The 15,402-nt window shown below is 67.1% G+C and carries 15 protein-coding genes; 11 read left to right on the top strand and 4 right to left on the bottom strand.

The window, feature by feature from the left end; all coding sequences use genetic code 11:
- Nucleotides 1–33 precede the first annotated feature (33 nt).
- The 10 genes from hemE (at nt 34) to hemL (ending at nt 11,278) form a co-directional block, all read left to right on the top strand.
- Nucleotides 34–1,128 carry a uroporphyrinogen decarboxylase gene (hemE, locus tag AC5RT4_RS08330; RefSeq protein ID WP_494105438.1) on the top strand — a complete coding sequence of 365 codons (1,095 nt, stop codon included), beginning with the start codon at nt 34–36 and terminating at the stop codon, nt 1,126–1,128.
- Between the two features lie 3 nt (nt 1,129–1,131).
- Nucleotides 1,132–2,553, top strand: coding sequence for a protoporphyrinogen oxidase (hemG, locus tag AC5RT4_RS08325; protein WP_494105437.1), 1,422 nt, complete (start codon nt 1,132–1,134; stop codon nt 2,551–2,553).
- 105 nt (nt 2,554–2,658) lie between these two features.
- Nucleotides 2,659–3,666 (top strand): hypothetical protein, encoded by a 1,008-nt coding sequence (locus AC5RT4_RS08320; protein WP_494105436.1) that lies wholly within the window; start codon nt 2,659–2,661, stop codon nt 3,664–3,666.
- Between the two features lie 115 nt (nt 3,667–3,781).
- A complete protein-coding gene (gene hemQ / locus AC5RT4_RS08315) occupies nt 3,782–4,483 on the top strand; it encodes a hydrogen peroxide-dependent heme synthase (RefSeq protein WP_494041815.1) in 702 nt (233 codons plus the stop codon).
- Entirely contained in the window at nt 4,480–5,772 is a 1,293-nt protein-coding gene (locus tag AC5RT4_RS08310) for a ferrochelatase (RefSeq protein WP_494105435.1), read from the top strand. The genes hemQ and AC5RT4_RS08310 overlap by 4 nt, the downstream gene beginning before the upstream one ends.
- Nucleotides 5,769–6,767, top strand: a complete 999-nt coding sequence (hemC, locus tag AC5RT4_RS08305; protein ID WP_494105434.1) for a hydroxymethylbilane synthase — start codon at nt 5,769–5,771, stop codon at nt 6,765–6,767. Before AC5RT4_RS08310 ends, hemC begins: the two co-directional genes overlap by 4 nt.
- 60 nt (nt 6,768–6,827) lie before the next feature.
- A complete protein-coding gene (locus tag AC5RT4_RS08300) occupies nt 6,828–7,733 on the top strand; it encodes a uroporphyrinogen-III synthase (RefSeq protein WP_494105433.1) in 906 nt (301 codons plus the stop codon).
- Between the two features lie 58 nt (nt 7,734–7,791).
- Nucleotides 7,792–8,775, top strand: coding sequence for a porphobilinogen synthase (gene hemB / locus AC5RT4_RS08295; protein WP_494105432.1), 984 nt, complete (start codon nt 7,792–7,794; stop codon nt 8,773–8,775).
- Complete coding sequence (locus AC5RT4_RS08290; protein WP_494105431.1) at nt 8,772–9,917, top strand: LLM class flavin-dependent oxidoreductase; 1,146 nt, start codon at nt 8,772–8,774, stop codon at nt 9,915–9,917. Before hemB ends, AC5RT4_RS08290 begins: the two co-directional genes overlap by 4 nt.
- 29 nt (nt 9,918–9,946) lie before the next feature.
- Nucleotides 9,947–11,278 (top strand): glutamate-1-semialdehyde 2,1-aminomutase, encoded by a 1,332-nt coding sequence (hemL, locus tag AC5RT4_RS08285; RefSeq protein ID WP_494105430.1) that lies wholly within the window; start codon nt 9,947–9,949, stop codon nt 11,276–11,278.
- Between the two features lie 99 nt (nt 11,279–11,377).
- Here the strand turns inward: hemL and AC5RT4_RS08280 are convergent, their stop codons facing one another.
- From AC5RT4_RS08280 to AC5RT4_RS08265, 4 genes are all read right to left on the bottom strand, one after another.
- Entirely contained in the window at nt 11,378–12,115 is a 738-nt protein-coding gene (locus AC5RT4_RS08280; RefSeq protein ID WP_494041808.1) for an amino acid ABC transporter ATP-binding protein, read from the bottom strand.
- Nucleotides 12,112–12,876: an amino acid ABC transporter permease gene (locus AC5RT4_RS08275; protein ID WP_494041807.1), complete on the bottom strand. Its 765-nt coding sequence runs from the start codon at nt 12,874–12,876 to the stop codon at nt 12,112–12,114. Before AC5RT4_RS08275 ends, AC5RT4_RS08280 begins: the two co-directional genes overlap by 4 nt.
- 16 nt (nt 12,877–12,892) lie before the next feature.
- On the bottom strand, nt 12,893–13,834 hold the full coding sequence (locus AC5RT4_RS08270) for an ABC transporter substrate-binding protein (RefSeq protein ID WP_494041806.1): 942 nt from the start codon (nt 13,832–13,834) through the stop codon (nt 12,893–12,895).
- A gap of 329 nt (nt 13,835–14,163) precedes the next feature.
- Nucleotides 14,164–14,874, bottom strand: a complete 711-nt coding sequence (locus tag AC5RT4_RS08265) for a 3'-5' exonuclease (protein WP_494041805.1) — start codon at nt 14,872–14,874, stop codon at nt 14,164–14,166.
- A 63-nt stretch (nt 14,875–14,937) separates the two neighbouring features.
- Here AC5RT4_RS08265 and AC5RT4_RS08260 point away from each other — a divergent pair, with 63 nt between their 5' ends.
- Entirely contained in the window at nt 14,938–15,354 is a 417-nt protein-coding gene (locus tag AC5RT4_RS08260) for an MGMT family protein (RefSeq protein WP_494041804.1), read from the top strand.
- The last annotated feature ends 48 nt before the right edge of the window (nt 15,355–15,402 follow it).

The raw sequence follows: 15,402 nt of genomic DNA, 5'->3' as shown, positions 1-15,402 counted from the left end.
CTTTTACTGCGGTTTTTGGGCACAATCAAAGGCATGACTTCGACCCCTGCCACGTCCGCTGCCGGCGCCCTTGCTGCAGACCATCCACTGGTGGATGGCCGCACCGCAGACTCGCCGCTGATCACGGCCTACCGGGGTGGAAAGCCGTCCCGCCGTCCTGTCTGGTTCATGCGGCAGGCCGGACGCTCCCTGCCGGAGTACCTCAAGGTCCGGGAAGGCATCGCCATGCTGGACTCCTGCCTGCGGCCGGAGCTTGCCTCGGAGATCACGCTCCAGCCGGTCCGCCGCCACGACGTGGACGCCGGCATCTTCTTTTCCGACATCGTTATCCCCCTGAAGCTCGCAGGGGTGGGCGTGGATATCGTCCCCGGAGTAGGTCCGGTCCTGGACAGGCCCGTGCGGACCGCCGCCGACGTCGCAGCCCTGCCGCAGCTGACCTGTGAGGCGCTTGAACCCATCCGGGAAGCGGTCGGCCTTACGGTGGCAGAACTCGGCAGCACCCCGCTGATTGGCTTCGCCGGCGCCCCCTTCACCCTGGCGGCCTACATGGTGGAGGGCAAGCCGTCCCGGGACCACCTCGGACCGCGCACCATGATGCACGCCGACCCGGAGACCTGGCAGGCCCTCGCCAACTGGGCCGCCGATGCGTCCGGCCTGTTCCTGCAGGCCCAGCTGGAGGCCGGCGCCTCTGCCGGGCAGCTGTTCGACTCCTGGGCGGGCTCACTGGGCCTGGCCGACTACTCAAAGTTTGTGGCGCCGGCATCCACCCGGGCCCTCGACCACGTGCGGCACCTGGGCGCGCCGCTCATCCACTTCGGGACCGGCACCTCCGAGCTGCTCGTGGCCATGCGGGACGTCGGCGTGGACGTGGTGGGCGTTGACTACCGCCTGCCTCTGGATGAGGCCAACCGCCGGCTGGGCGGGTCCGTCCCGCTCCAGGGCAACATCGACCCTGCCCTCCTCCCGGCCCCCTGGGAAATCCTCGAAGCCCACGTCCGCTCTGTTATCGCCGCCGGAGCGGCGGCACCCGGCCATGTCCTCAACCTTGGCCACGGCGTTCCTCCCGAGACCGACCCGGCCGTCCTGACCCGGGTCGTGGAACTCATCCACTCCATCTCCCCGGAGTAAACCGTGACGGGTCACCCGGCTGGTGCCCGGTCCGCGCTGGTGCTGGGCGGCGGGATAGCAGGCCTCCTGTCAGCCCGGGAGCTCGCTGCTGCCGGACACCGCGTCACAGTCCTCGAGGCCGGCGGGGAGTGGGGCGGCTGCGTAGGCAGCCACGTCGTAGCGGGCCTGACATTGGACAGCGGCGCAGAGTCCTTCGCCACCCGGTCCGACGCCGTCGCGGACCTGGCCGCCCAGTTGGGCCTTGCGGACAGGATCGTTGCGCCCCGGCCTGGCGGCGCCTGGGTACAGCTCCCGGACGGCCCCCGCGAACTTCCCAAGACCGGCGTTTTGGGAATTCCCGCCAACCCCTGGGATCCCGAAGTCCGCCGGTCCCTGGGCCTGCCGGGCTCGCTCCGGGCCTCCCTCGACAGGATCCTGCCGGCGTCCATCGGAACGAGTGCGGACGTTGTCAGCGTGTCCGCGCTCGTCCGAGCCCGTATGGGACGGCGTGTTCTTGAGCGGCTGGTAGAGCCCGTAGTGGGCGGCGTCCACTCTGCAGATCCGGGACTGCTCGACGTCGACATGGTGGCCCCCGGGCTTCGCGCCGGACTGCGGAAGCACGGCTCCCTGGCCGACGCGGTGGCTGCGCAGCGGCGCAACCGCAGCGGACCGGCCAAGGCAGGATCCGCCGTCGCGGGCCTCGAAGGCGGCATGCACACCCTGGTCAGCGCCCTCGTTCGTGACCTCCGTGGCCGGGGCGTCACGCTCCTCGCCAATGTCCGCGCAACCTCGGTGGTGCGGACAGCGGATGGGTGGCGCGTTGGCGCCGCCGGGGAAACGTTCGACGCCGGTTTGCTGGCTGTGGCAGTGGACGGACCGGCCGCCGTCGGGCTGCTGCAGCACGAGGTCCCGGCCATAGCGGGAAAGCAACCCGGTTCTGGGCCCGACGTGCAGCTCGTCACCCTGGTCCTGGACAAGCCCGAACTGGACCGCCGACCCCGCGGCACCGGCATCCTCGTTGCGCCCCAAACTCCCGGCGTCCAGGCAAAGGCCCTGACCCATGCCACCGGCAAGTGGGATTGGCTGGCGGCCGCCGCAGGCCCCGGGCGGCACGTCCTCCGGCTTTCCTACGGACGGGTTGACGGCTGCGGCAACCAATTGGGCCGGCCGGATACGGACGATGGGCTCCTGGCAGCAGCACTTTCCGACGCATCGGCACTGCTGGGCGTGGGCATCAGCCGGCAGGACGTCGTGGACTGGGACGTTGTCAGGTGGGGCGGCTCCCTGCCCTTTGCCGCCGTCGGGCACCGTGCCAAGGTGACGGCAATCCGGGAAGCATGCAACGCCGTCGGCGGCCTGGCCGTGGTGGGCGGCTGGGCAGCCGGGAACGGACTGGCCGCAGTGGTGTCCGACACGGTGACGCAGATCCGGAGCCTGGCCGGCTGAACGTTGGTGCTGGTCAGCGGGACTACTGCGCCAAACACGCCGGCCTGGAAGCGTTGTTCGGCGCCCCACCGGTTTTTAGATCGGGCGGCCCCATAGTTAGGGTCGATGACTATGGTTTACAACAGGTCCGAGCTTTCCATGTCCCGGACCGGTACCAACAGGGGAGTCCGGCGAGGCGCAGCAGCCGCGGCAATCGGAGCGGTACTGGTTCTAGCCACAGGCGTCCCGGCGTCCCAGGCGGCTGAGGGATCCCCGAGCACTGGTGACCCGGCGGTTCCTGCCGTGGACACTCAATCCCTCCCGGTGGTAGCCCAGCTCCGGGGTAGTTCGGAGGATGCGCGCGAGGACGCGCCCGGGCAGAACCGCGGGAAGGACGCCAACGGTAAGGCTCCGGGAGGGAACGGGCATGGCCCTGGTTCCAAGCAGCACGCCGGTCCCAGCCCCGCTGCCACTCCTTCCGCGGTCCCGTCAGTACTTCGGCCAGCCGTAACGGCTACCCCGAAGCCCGACTCAACGCCCGCGCCCACTGCCCCTGCCGCAGTGTCACCGGCGCCGACATCCAGCGCCGCCGCATCCGGTACTCCGGCCGCCAGCCGCCCTGCGGCGCCCACCCCTGCCGGTTCCGCACCCGCATCGTCGCGGAAGGCGCCCGGGGTCGCGCCCACGGTTCCTGCCGCCGCTCCCGAGCTGCCCGCCGGCAGCGCCCCCGCGCCGGCCGCTCCGGCTGTTCCGGAAACGCCTGCAGCGGCGGGCGGGATCACGCCGGCAAAGCCGGCTTCGCCTGGATCGGACGCAGCCGGGAATTTCCCATCGGCAGAAAAAGACGGTGCCGTGACGGGCGCCGTGCCGGATGCAGCCCCGGCGGCCCGCGCCGCGGAAGGTGACCTCTCAGCGACCGGCGGGCAGGGGGCATCTGCGCCGGTCTACTCGATGCCGCAGGCCCTGCCGGGGTGGACGCCCTACGCCGCATCGGTACCTGGCAACAGTGCCCGGACCAGTGCCAGCCTCAGTGTCCAGCCGGAACCTAAGAGTGCCCTGGTGTGGCTTGGCTCGGGGCTGGTAGGGGTTGCCGGCGCCGCGGGACTGGTTTTCTTCCGGCTGCGGAATCCCTAGGCCCGGCTGCCGGGAGCGCCGGAACAGCTGATGCTGCTGTGACCTTAGTCACTTCTACGCGCTGTAGAACTCGCTGGTTTCGACTTGACGGGTACGAGGGGGCAAACTTGTAACCATGAGCCACACTTCTGCCGAATCTGTCACTAAAACCGAAGAATCAGCCGAGCAGTTCTTCACCCTTTGGACGGTCTTCAAGCGCTCCGAAGCCCTGATCCGCAGCGCTGATGCTGCCGCCGACTTCGAAGCCCTGCTGGAACGGCTCGCCGAGGCGGGCGTGACGCATCGCGGCAGCTACGACGTTTCCGCAATGCGCGCAGATGCCGACGTGATGGTGTGGCTCCACGGCCCCAAGCCGGAAGCGCTTCAGCAGGCAATCCGCGATATCCGCCGGAGTACCCTTTTTGCCGGAACCGAGATCGTCTGGTCCGCGATGGGCGTGCACCGTGAGGCCGAGTTCGCGAAGAACCACACTCCCGCGTACTCCCGGGGGGTGGCACCTGCCGAGTGGCTGTGCGTTTACCCGTTTGTCCGCTCCTACGAGTGGTACATCCTGCCGGACGCTGAGCGCGGGAAGATGCTCCGCGACCACGGGCTGCTGGGCCGCGACTTCCCGCAGGTCATCTCCAACACCGTCTCTTCCTTCGCGCTGGGCGACTGGGAATGGATCCTGGGACTGGAGGCGCCCGAGCTCGTGGACCTCGTGGACCTCATGCGCCACCTGCGCGCCACGGAAGCACGCAACCACGTCCGCGAGGAGATACCCTTCTACACCGGACGCCGCATTTCTCCCGCGGAAGTTGCAGAGGTGCTGGCATGAGCCCCCTTGACGCCCGGGATCCCGCAGCAGTTACCGCTCTTAATCCCGTGACCGAGGCGGGCCGGATGGCCCCCAAGGATTACGACGCCGTCCTCCTCGCGTCCTTCGGCGGGCCCGAAGGGCAGGAGGACGTGATTCCGTTCCTCCGCAACGTCACCCGCGGCCGGGGCATCCCGGACGAGCGGCTCGAAGAAGTCTCGCACCACTACCGTGCCAACGGCGGCATCAGCCCCATCAACCAGCAGAACCGTGAGCTGAAGGCGGCCCTTGAGGCAGAGTTTGCCGCCCGGGGCATCGACCTTCCGGTGCTCTGGGGCAACCGCAACTGGGCCCCGTACATTCCGGAGACCCTGCAGGATGCGTACGACGCCGGGCACCGCCGTCTGCTCATGATCACCACCAGTGCCTACTCCTGTTACTCCAGCTGCCGCCAGTACCGCGAGGACATTGGCATGGCACTGACGGAGACCGGCCTGGACGGCCGGCTCGAGGTGGACAAGGTGCGCCAGTACTTTGACCACCCCGGCTTCGTGGAGCCTTTCGTCGAAGGCACCGCTGCGGGCTTGGCGGACGTGCGGGCGAAGCTTGCCGCCGCCGGCACGCCCGACGCTCCGGTCCAGATCCTGTTCGCCACCCACTCCATCCCCACGCGTGACGCAGACGCCGCAGGCCGGTCCGAGGGCGAACCCCGCGAATTCGAAGAGGGCTCGGCGTATGTTGCCCAGCACCTTGCCACCGCTGCCGCCGTGATCCAGCGTGTGGAAGAGGAATCAGGCCTCACCGCCCCCTGGAGCCTTGTCTACCAGTCCCGGTCGGGCGCCCCGCACGTGCCGTGGCTCGAGCCTGACATCAACGACGCCATCGAGGAGCTGGCAGGCCAGGGCGTCAAAGGCATCGTCATTGTGCCGCTCGGTTTTGTCAGCGACCACATGGAAGTTGTCTGGGACCTGGACACGGAAGCCCTGGAGACCTGCGCAAACCTCGGTCTCGCCGCGACACGCGTTCCAACACCCGGCACGCACCGCAAGTTCGTCAATGGCATGGTGGACCTGATTTCAGAGCGTACCGCCACCAACAACATCAGCGAACGCCCGGCCGTGACCGCCCTGGGGCCCTGGTACGACGTCTGCCGTCCGGGATGCTGCGCGAACTTCCGGGGTGAAAAGCCGACCATCGCAGGAGCGGACACCACTGTCGGGACCGGCCACGATCCCTACCCCGGTGAAGCCGCCGGGGACCAGTCCGCCGCAGGCCAGTCCAGCCCGGCCGGGGGAGCGCCGCACCAGTGACGGTCCGTATCGGAACCCGTGCCAGCAAGCTGGCACTGACCCAGACGCAGCAGACTGCCGACCAGCTCGCCGCCGTCGGAGGCTTCCCCGTGGAGCTCGTCCACATCCGGACCGACGGCGACGTCCTCACCGGTTCCTTGTCGCAGATGGGCGGCACAGGCGTTTTCGTCGCTGCCCTGCGGGATGCGCTGCTGCGCAACGAATGCGACGTGGCGATTCATTCGCTCAAGGATTTGCCCACCGGCCCCGCAGTAGGGCTAAGCCTGGCGGCGACGCCCAAGCGGGTGGATGTGCGGGATGTCCTCTGCGCGCGCGACGGCCTGAAACTGGCCGACCTTCCGCACGGCGCCACTGTGGGCACGGGCTCGCCCCGCCGTGCGGCGCAGCTCCGCACAGCCCGGCCCGATCTCGACATCATGGACATCCGCGGCAACGTGGACACCCGGCTGGGCAGGGTACCCGGGCTGCCCGGCAACGTCACGGATGACGTGGTTGCGGGCAAGTCCTGCGACCTCGATGCCGTGGTTCTTGCTGCCGCAGGTCTGGAGCGCATCGGCCGGCTGGACGCCGTCAGCGAATTCCTCGAAACGGACATCATGCTGCCCGCTGCCGGCCAGGGCTCGCTCGCCATTGAATGCCGCACCGCCGACGCCCCGCCCCGGCTGGGCTCCACCGACGGCTCAAGGGAAGTCCTGGCACAGGCACTTGGCGCGCTGGACGATCCGGACACCCGGCTCGCCGTCACCGCTGAACGAGCCCTGCTGGCCCGGCTGGAAGCCGGCTGTGCAGCACCGGTGGGCGCCTATGCCTTCCGTAAGGGCAGCATGCTTCACCTTGAAGCCGTGGTCTGTGCCGTGGACGGCACCGCTTCGGTCAGGGACAAGCGGGCAACCGACGGGCTCACGGAAGTAGGGGCCACCCTGCTGGGCATCGAACTCGCAGAAATCCTCCTGGCCGCCGGTGCCGCCGATATCGCGGACCTGCAGGCCTCCTGAGCCGGCCGTGGAAGTGCCTGCCCGTGGTGTCCAGTACCCGCCTGACGGGGAGACCTGACCATGACGGACAGCAGCACGGCCGGCGCCGCTGCGGAGCTTGGGAGCGGGAAGCCGCTGAGTGGTGCCAGGGTACTGATAACCCGCAGCCCTGAACGGTCACTGCAACTTTTGGTGGCGCTTGTGGAGGCCGGCGCGGAGCCGCTCCTGCTTCCACTGATCGACTTCGAACGCGCCGCGGACCAGCGCTCCCTGGATGTCGCCTGCGATGCGCTCGGCGCCGGCGCTTTCGACTGGCTGGTGGTCAGCAGTGCAACCACAGTCCACGTACTCAACGCCAAGGCAAGTGAACGGGCAGTGACGCTTCAGCAGTGGATTCCTGCGCGCACGCGGGTCGCTGCAATAGGACCGGCCTGCCGACGGCTCCTCGAAGCCGCCGGCCTTCCGGTGGCGCTGACGCCCAGTAACGAACAGTCCGCCGCCGGACTCCTGGAGGTCTGGCCTGCCGGCGCCGGGAAGGTACTGCTGCCCCAGGCGGACATCGCCCCGCCACGCCTCGCCGAAGGTTTGACGGCGGCGGGCAGCACCGTCACCGCAATCACCGCGTACCGTACGGTTGACTACCCGGCGGCAGCGGAGCGCAGGCTGGCAATACCGTCTGAGGATGCGGGACCGGGGCAGCCGACGCCGTCTTACTCCCTCCTGGCACCGGAGGCAGCCGCCGCAGACATCGCAGCCGGGAGGATCCACGCAGTGGTGGCGGCTTCGCCCAGCGCCGTGAGGCGCATCTTCGCGCTCCCGCCGTTGCGCCGATGCCGCCTGGTGGTGATCGGGCGGTCGACGGCGGAACAGGCCGCTGCTTTGGGCCTCCCCGTGGCAGCAATCGCCGAAGAACCAACGCCCCGGGGGCTGGTTGCCGCCGTCGAAACGGCGCTCGGTGCAGGACAGCCCGCAGGTGAGCCGCCGTAAGGGGCAGCAAACGCCAGTTGGAACTTTCCCGCTTTACCCTCACCGTGAAGGACACCGAATGACTTTTCCGAGCCAACGCCCCCGCCGCCTGCGCACCACCCCCGCCATGCGCCGATTGACCGCTGAAACCCGGCTGGCCCCGGCAGAGCTGATTTTGCCGGCTTTCATCCGGGAAGGCCTCAGCGAGCCGAACCCCATCAGTTCGATGCCCGGCGTCGTCCAGCACACCACGGAGACGCTCAGGCGGGCAGCGGCAGAAGCCGTGCAGCTGGGCCTGGGCGGGATCATGCTGTTCGGCATCCCGGAGACCCGCGACGCAGAGGGCACTGCCTCCCTTGACCCTGAGGGAGTCCTGAACAAGGCCATCCGGGACGTCCGGGCAGAGGTGGGCGACGACCTGGTGATCATGAGCGATGTTTGCCTGGACGAGTTCACAGACCACGGGCACTGCGGCGTACTGGATGCCGGGGGGTACGTGGACAACGACCGTACCGTTGGGATCTACACGCAGATGGCGGTAGCGCAGGCGGAGGCTGGAGCCCACATGCTGGGTCCCTCCGGCATGATGGACGGGCAGGTCGCGGCGATCCGCACCGCCCTGGACCAGGCAGGCCACACCAACACGTCCGTCATTGCCTATGCTGCAAAGTACGCATCGGCCTTCTACGGACCGTTCCGGGAAGCCGTGGACTCCCAGCTCAAGGGGGACCGCCGGACCTACCAGATGGACGCGGGCAACCGCACCGAAGCCCTCCGCGAGGTGGAACTCGACCTCGCCGAGGGTGCAGACGTAGTGATGGTGAAACCGGCCATGAGCTACCTTGACATCGTTGCCGACGTGGCGGCCATGAGCCCTGTCCCGGTGGCGGCCTACCAAATCTCGGGGGAGTACGCCATGATCGAGGCTGCGGCCGCGAACGGCTGGATCGACAGGCGGGCGGCCATCACCGAATCCGTGCTCGGTATCCGCCGCGCGGGTGCCCACATGGTGCTGACCTACTGGGCAGCGGAACTGGCCGGCTGGCTGAAGGAGTCGTCATGAGTGAAACAAGCACCGGCGGGGGAGCCGGTCTGGATCCGGCATCCTCGGGCCGCCTGCCGCAGCCCGCGGCGGGTCCCACCGTTTTGGGGCCCACGGAACCGGTGGGCGAAGGCCGCATCCTGATCGGGCTGAATACCTTTGGCGACGTGGGGGAGCATCGGGACGGCAGCTCCCAGTCGCATGCGCAAGTTCTGCGCCAGCTGCTGGAGCAGGCGGAGCTGGCGGACGCCGTCGGACTTCACGCCTTTGATGTTGGGGAGCACCACCGCAAGGACTACGCCGTGTCTGCGCCCGAGGTTCTCCTCGCCGCGGCTGCCGCCCGCACCACCCGGATCCGCCTCGGTTCGGCCGTTACGGTCCTCAGCTCCGACGATCCCATCCGGGTGTTCCAGCGCTTTTCCACCGTTGACGCGCTCTCCAACGGCCGCGCCGAAGTGATGCTGGGCCGCGGATCATTCGTTGAGTCCTTCCCCTTGTTCGGGCTGGATCTGGCGGACTACGAGGTGCTGTTTGAAGAGAAGCTTGAGCTCTTCGACAAGGTGCGTGCCCAGAAGCCGGTGCATTGGGAAGGCCGGACCCGGCCAGCAATTGCCGGGCTGAGCGTGTACCCGCCCCTGGAACGGCACCTGCTGCCCACCTGGATCGGCGTCGGCGGAACACCCGAATCGGTGCTCCGGTGCGCGCAGTACGGCTACCCCATTATTTTCGCGATCATCGGCGGGCAGCCGCGCGCGTTCCGCCCGCTGGTGGACCTGTACCGGGAGGCCATGTCCAAGTACGGCCACCCAATGCAGCAGGTTGCCACGCATTCGCCCGGCCACGTGGCAGATACGGACGAGCAGGCCCGGGAGGAGCTCTTTCCGCACTGGCTGAAGCTGCGGAACAAGATCGGGGCCGAGCGCGGCTGGGGTCCTGGCGGAAGGGGAGAGTTCGACGCCCTGTGTGCGCCCGAGGGGGCCCTCTACGTCGGCTCACCGGAAACCGTCGCCCGAAAAATTGTCCTGCTCAAACAGACCCTGGGCGTGGACCGTTTCGACCTCAAGTACAGCAACGGCCCGTTGCCGCACTCTGCCATGATGCGTTCCATTGAACTGCTGGGCACGGCGGTGGCGCCCCGGGTGTCGGAACTGCTCGGCAACTGACACGCCGGCCAGCTGAGAGAATAGGAACCATGACTTCCAGCAACCCTCGCAACGAGGCACTCTTCGACCGCGCCCGCCAGCTGATGCCGGGCGGGGTCAACTCTCCTGTACGGGCGTTCGGGTCCGTCGGCGGAACCCCGCGCTTTATGGTCGCTGCCAAGGGCCCCTACCTGACGGACGCCGACGGCAAGGAATACGTGGACCTGGTCTGCTCGTGGGGCCCCGCCCTGCTGGGCCACGCGCACCCCGCCGTACTCGATGCGGTCCACACAGCTGTGGACCGCGGCCTGTCCTTCGGCGCATCCACCCCGGACGAGGCGAACCTCGCGGCCATCGTCAAGGAACGTGTTCCTGCCGCCGAACGGGTCCGGATGGTTTCCACAGGCACCGAAGCCACCATGACGGCTGTCCGGCTTGCCCGCGGCTTCACCGGCCGGAACTTCATCATCAAGTTCGCCGGCTGCTACCATGGCCACCTGGATGGACTGCTGGCCTCGGCCGGCTCCGGCGTAGCCACCCTGGCAATGCCCGGTTCCGCCGGTGTCACCGAGGCCACGGCTGCTGAGACCCTGGTGCTGCCTTACAACGACCTCACTGCCGTCAAGGAAGCATTCGCCGCCCACGGACCCAACATCGCAGCAGTAATCACCGAGGCGGCTCCGGCCAACATGGGCGTAGTCACGCCCGGCGAAGGCTTCAACCTCGGCCTGTCCCGCATCACCCGCGAACACGGCGCGCTGCTCATCGTCGACGAGGTCCTCACAGGGTTCCGCACCGGTTATTCCGGCTACTGGGGCCTCACGGGCGGTGCGCCGGATGCCGCCGAGCCATGGGCCCCGGACCTGCTCACCTTCGGCAAGGTCATCGGCGGCGGAATGCCGACGGCCGCCCTCGGCGGACGTGCGGACATCATGGACTACCTTGCCCCCATCGGTCCGGTGTACCAGGCCGGGACGCTCTCCGGGAATCCCGTGGCGATGGCTGCGGGTGTGGCTACGCTGACCCACGCCACCCGCGACGTCTACTCCTACATCGACGTGCGGTCGCTGGAACTGTCCTCCGCCCTGTCCAGCGCCCTGGACGATGCCGGCGTGGACCACTCCATCCAGTTCGCCGGCAACCTGTTCTCGGTGGCTTTCGGAACCTCGGCCAGCGGCGTGCAGAACTACGCCGACGCCCAGGCGCAGGAGAGCTTCCGGTACGCGCCGTTCTTCCACTCGATGCTGGAATCCGGCGTCTACCTGCCCCCGTCTGTCTTCGAAGCCTGGTTCCTGTCCGCCGCGCACGATGACGCAGCCATGAACCGGATCTTCGACGCCCTTCCGGCCGCAGCAAAAGCAGCAGCCGCCGCCCGCGGCTAGGAAGCCAGGGCAGTCCCGGCGCCGGACACCCGGCGCCGGACAGCAAAAATCCCCGGTTGCATCATGCAACCGGGGATTTTTGTCAGCCCTTGGCAGTTGCTACAAGACGTCCGACAGGAAGTTCTTCAGGCGGTCCGTCCGGGGCTCGCTGAAGATCTGCTGGGGCGGTCCCGACTCGACCACCACGCCCGCGTCCATAAACGTCACCATGTCCGACACGTTGCGGGAGAAGCCCATCTCGTGGGTCACCACCACCATGGTCATGCCGCCCTTTGCGAGGTCCGTCATAAGCGCCAGGACGCCCTTGACGAGCTCAGGGTCCAGCGCGGATGTGGCCTCGTCGAAGAACATCACTTCCGGCTTCATGGCCAGCGCCCGGGCGATCGCCACGCGTTGCTGCTGGCCTCCGGAGAGGTTGGCCGGGCGGGCGTCTGCCTTGTGCTTCAGGCCCACCAGGTCCAGCTGCTCCAGGGCCTCGGCGCGGGCCTGCTCCTGCGACAGCTTCCGGAGCTTCCGCAGCGCCAGGGACACGTTGTCCACCACGGTCTTGTGCGGGAACAGGTTGAACTGCTGGAACACCATGCCGATCCGCTGCCGGAGTTCATCCGGGTTGTCCTTCAGGACCGAGCGGCCATCCAGCAGGATGTCGCCCTGGTCGGGTTCGATCAGCCGGTTCATCACCCGCAGCAGCGTGGACTTGCCCGATCCCGACGGACCGATCACAGAAGCCGTGGTGCCCTTTTCCACGTGCAGGTCAATGCCGCGGAGAACATGGTTATGGCCGAACGAGAGGTGCAGGTTCTTGCCGGTCAGGGTTCCGGAAGCGAATTCCGTCATGCGTGTGCCCCCTTGCCGATAGGCGCTGCCAGCTCATCCGGTTCCTTCTTCTCCGGCTTGCCGGTACGCAGCCGGTTGTCGATGAAGTTCACGAAGTGCGTCAGCGGGACGGTCAGGATCAGGTACAGCACCCCGGCGGCCACCAGCGGAGAAAGGTTGCCCGTGTTGGCCATGGCGTCATTTCCGATCCGGAAGATTTCCCGGTCGGAGGCAGCCAACCCCAGCATGAAGACCAGCGATGAATCCTTCAACAGCGAAATGAACTGGTTCACCAGTGCAGGAAGGACCCGCCGGATGCCCTGTGGCACCACCACCAGCCGCATGGAACTGCCGTAGCTGAATCCGAGCGCCCTGGATGCCTCCAACTGGCCCTTCTCCACGCTCTGAATGCCCGAACGGAAGATCTCACCGATGTAGGCGGCCGCGATCAGCGTCAGGGCCAGGATGCCCAAAGGGTATGGGTTCCTGGACCCGGTGATTTCACGGGCTATGGGACTCAGCCCAATGCCGATGACAAGGATTACCAGGATGGCGGGGAGGCCCCGGAAGATGTCGGTGTAGATGCGCGCCAGCCAACGGACCCCCGCGTTGCGCGAGATCGCCATCATGGCCAGCCCCAGTCCCAGCAGGGAGCCGAGGACACCGGAGGCTATGGCCAGGATCAGGGTGTTGGGCAAGCCCACCATGAAGAGGGCGGGAATGACTTTTGCCATTTCCTCCCAGTTGAAGAAGGTGTCAGCCAACTGGTCCAAGAGATCCATAAACGTCCCGGCTCAATCAGCTCTGGGGAACCGTGGCGGCCTTGCTGCCCGGCTTCCAGTCGCTCGGCGTTTCGCGGTCCGGGTACCACTCCTTGGTCAGCTTGGACCAGGTTCCGTCAGCGATTACGGCGTCCAGGCCGGAGTTCAGCGCGTCGATCAGCGGCTGGTTCTCCTTGGCGACGGCGTAGGCAGTGAAGTTCTGCGTGTTGACGACGGACTCGGCGATGACGGTGCCGTCGCCTTCCTTGACCTGTCCGGTGGCCTGCTGCGACGGAGCGACCCACGCGTCCACCTGGCCGTTGCGCACGTTGGCGTAAACGGTGGCGTAGTCCGGGAAGCGGATCGGCTCGAGCTTCAGGGTGTTGGTGACGTAGTCGTCCTGGACGGTGCCCTGGACAACGCCGATCCGGAGATCGCCCTTGAGGTCGGCGAACCCCTTGACGTCGCTGTCGGTCTTGGCCACTACTGCCATGAAGCCGAAGTCGTAGCCGTTGGTGAAGCCGACGTTTTGGCGGCGGGCGTCCGTGGTGGAGATGGAGGAGGAGCCGACGTCGAACTGTTTGGTCTGCACCTGGGAAAGGAGCGCCGAGAAGTCCGTGGCGACGAATTCGACCTCGAGGCCGAGCTTGCCGGCGATGGCGCGCAGCAGTTCGTTGTCGTAACCGGTGAACTTGCCGGAGGGGTCAATGAAGATGTTCGGCGGGGCGTCCGAGAGGGTGCCTACCTCGAGCTTGCCTTCAGTGTTGAGGCCGAGCTTTGTCTTGTCGATCTGATCGATCGGGGTGACGTCGGCGGTGGTGTACTTGTCCAGCGTCTGCTGGTCACTGCCGGCGAGGGCGTCCGTGGGCGTTCCGCTGGGCTCGGCAGAGCCTGAGCCGCCGCCGCACGCTGCGAGGGAAACCGCGAGGGCTAGTGCCACGGGAGCGGTAGTGAGCCACTTCATCGCTTTGATTTTCATCAGGTTGTCACTTTCATTGAGTCATAAGTCAACCGGGCCGCAAGGCTGCGCTGTTGGCGCCTGGCACCTGCCCGGTGCTGGTCAAGCAGGGCCGTGGCAGGGGTGACCGCAAAACTTTATTGTCTCACTACCGCTAATCCCACCCTGATGTCGAACAGCAGAGTACCGAGTCCGGATTCTAGCGAATCTTGTTCGCCCGAATGGTGCTCCGGCGGTCCGTCCTATCCCTCGGGGCGATTAGCAACGAATCCGCGGAGCCGTGAACGGGCCACCACATGAAGCGATATGACTGTGAAATATGTCTCCATGTGCTGTCCGGGACCTGCCGGTCAGAAGCCGCCGGTGCCGGCATCCTGCGGGGGGAGCACTGGCCAGTCGCCTTCAATGACAGCGGCCGGCTTGGTCTTGCGGAGGTAGCCCTGGAAATCGGCGGCCTGGCTCACGGCCCAGTCCACCTGAAGCTGGTGCAACTGACTGGCGGGCATGCTCAACGTCGGGAATTTCCCGGCCATGGCATCCAGGACCTTGAGGGTAGCCAGCGCATCAGCGGCGGACGTGTGGGCGTTGTCCAGGACTACGCCATACTCTTCGCACAAGGCCGTCAGTGTCCGCTTGCCCTTGCGGTAGCGGTCCACCTGCTTATTCATGATGTACGGGTCCAGGACCGGAAACCGCGTGAGCTGCGGGACGCCGTAGCGTGCCGATTCTGCAGCCAGGACCGTGAAATCATAGCTGGCATTGAACGCAATGACGGGAGTGCCGTCGTCGAAAAGCGCCTGCAGCACCGCGGCAAGCTCCTGTGTCACCTCTTGGGCAGGCCTGCCGTCACGCCTGGCCTGCTCAGTGGTGATTCCGTGCACATCACTGGCTTCGGCAGGTATTTCAACTCCCGGATCGGCCAGCCACTCATGTTCTGTGATGACCTCGCCCTTGTGATCCACAACAGTGACTGACGCCGTAACAATGCGGGCGGCGCGCGAGTTGCGGCCGGTGGTTTCGAGGTCGAAGGCTGCGCGGGGAAGGGTGTTCCAGGTGCTCATGCCACAACGCTAACGGGGGCCACCGACAATTCCCGGGAGCGCCACTGCGGCTACATTGGATCAATGCGGATTGAGTATGTGGAGGCGGTACTGGCCATTGTGAGGCTGGTTCCGGCAGGGTCCGCAGTTGCGTACGGCGACGTCGCTGAACTCCTGGGAGCGGGCGGCCCCAGGCAGGTGGGCTCAGTCATGAGCTCCTGCGGAAGCGGTGTTCCGTGGTGGCGCATCGTCAAGGCCAGCGGACAGGCGCCGGAGGGCCACCAGGCCGAAGCCCTCCGCCGCTACCTCCAGGAAGGAACCGTGTTGACCGGTGCCTACGAGTCCTATCTGCGGACGGGGGAGGGTTCCTGGCGTGTTGACCTCTCCGTCGCGCGCTGGGCGCCCGATGATGACGATTTGGACCGCATCGATACCGTCGCCGCAGAGCTGCAGCGCCGGGCCGGCAGAATGTCAGTGGCCGATGATGGAATGTCGGCGTGACAGTAACAGCTCCCTTTACAGGTCCCCGCGACGAGTACTGGCAGGAAA

It is taken from the genome of Arthrobacter sp. sptzw42 (genome assembly GCF_059089685.1).
This window is presented reverse-complemented; position numbering and strand designations above follow the sequence as displayed.

Bases quoted from the DNA above. Each gene is read 5' to 3' on its own strand.
- AC5RT4_RS08275 (WP_494041807.1), bottom strand. From the start codon at position 12,876: ATGGATCTCTTGGACCAGTTGGCTGACACCTTCTTCAACTGGGAGGAA.
- AC5RT4_RS08320 (WP_494105436.1), top strand. From the start codon at position 2,659: ATGACTATGGTTTACAACAGGTCCGAGCTTTCCATGTCCCGGACCGGT.
- hemQ (WP_494041815.1), top strand. From the start codon at position 3,782: ATGAGCCACACTTCTGCCGAATCTGTCACTAAAACCGAAGAATCAGCC.
- AC5RT4_RS08290 (WP_494105431.1), top strand. From the start codon at position 8,772: ATGAGTGAAACAAGCACCGGCGGGGGAGCCGGTCTGGATCCGGCATCC.
- AC5RT4_RS08300 (WP_494105433.1), top strand. From the start codon at position 6,828: ATGACGGACAGCAGCACGGCCGGCGCCGCTGCGGAGCTTGGGAGCGGG.
- AC5RT4_RS08270 (WP_494041806.1), bottom strand. From the start codon at position 13,834: ATGAAAATCAAAGCGATGAAGTGGCTCACTACCGCTCCCGTGGCACTA.
- AC5RT4_RS08280 (WP_494041808.1), bottom strand. From the start codon at position 12,115: ATGACGGAATTCGCTTCCGGAACCCTGACCGGCAAGAACCTGCACCTC.
- AC5RT4_RS08260 (WP_494041804.1), top strand. From the start codon at position 14,938: ATGCGGATTGAGTATGTGGAGGCGGTACTGGCCATTGTGAGGCTGGTT.
- hemE (WP_494105438.1), top strand. From the start codon at position 34: ATGACTTCGACCCCTGCCACGTCCGCTGCCGGCGCCCTTGCTGCAGAC.
- hemL (WP_494105430.1), top strand. From the start codon at position 9,947: ATGACTTCCAGCAACCCTCGCAACGAGGCACTCTTCGACCGCGCCCGC.
- hemB (WP_494105432.1), top strand. From the start codon at position 7,792: ATGACTTTTCCGAGCCAACGCCCCCGCCGCCTGCGCACCACCCCCGCC.
- AC5RT4_RS08310 (WP_494105435.1), top strand. From the start codon at position 4,480: ATGAGCCCCCTTGACGCCCGGGATCCCGCAGCAGTTACCGCTCTTAAT.
- AC5RT4_RS08265 (WP_494041805.1), bottom strand. From the start codon at position 14,874: ATGAGCACCTGGAACACCCTTCCCCGCGCAGCCTTCGACCTCGAAACC.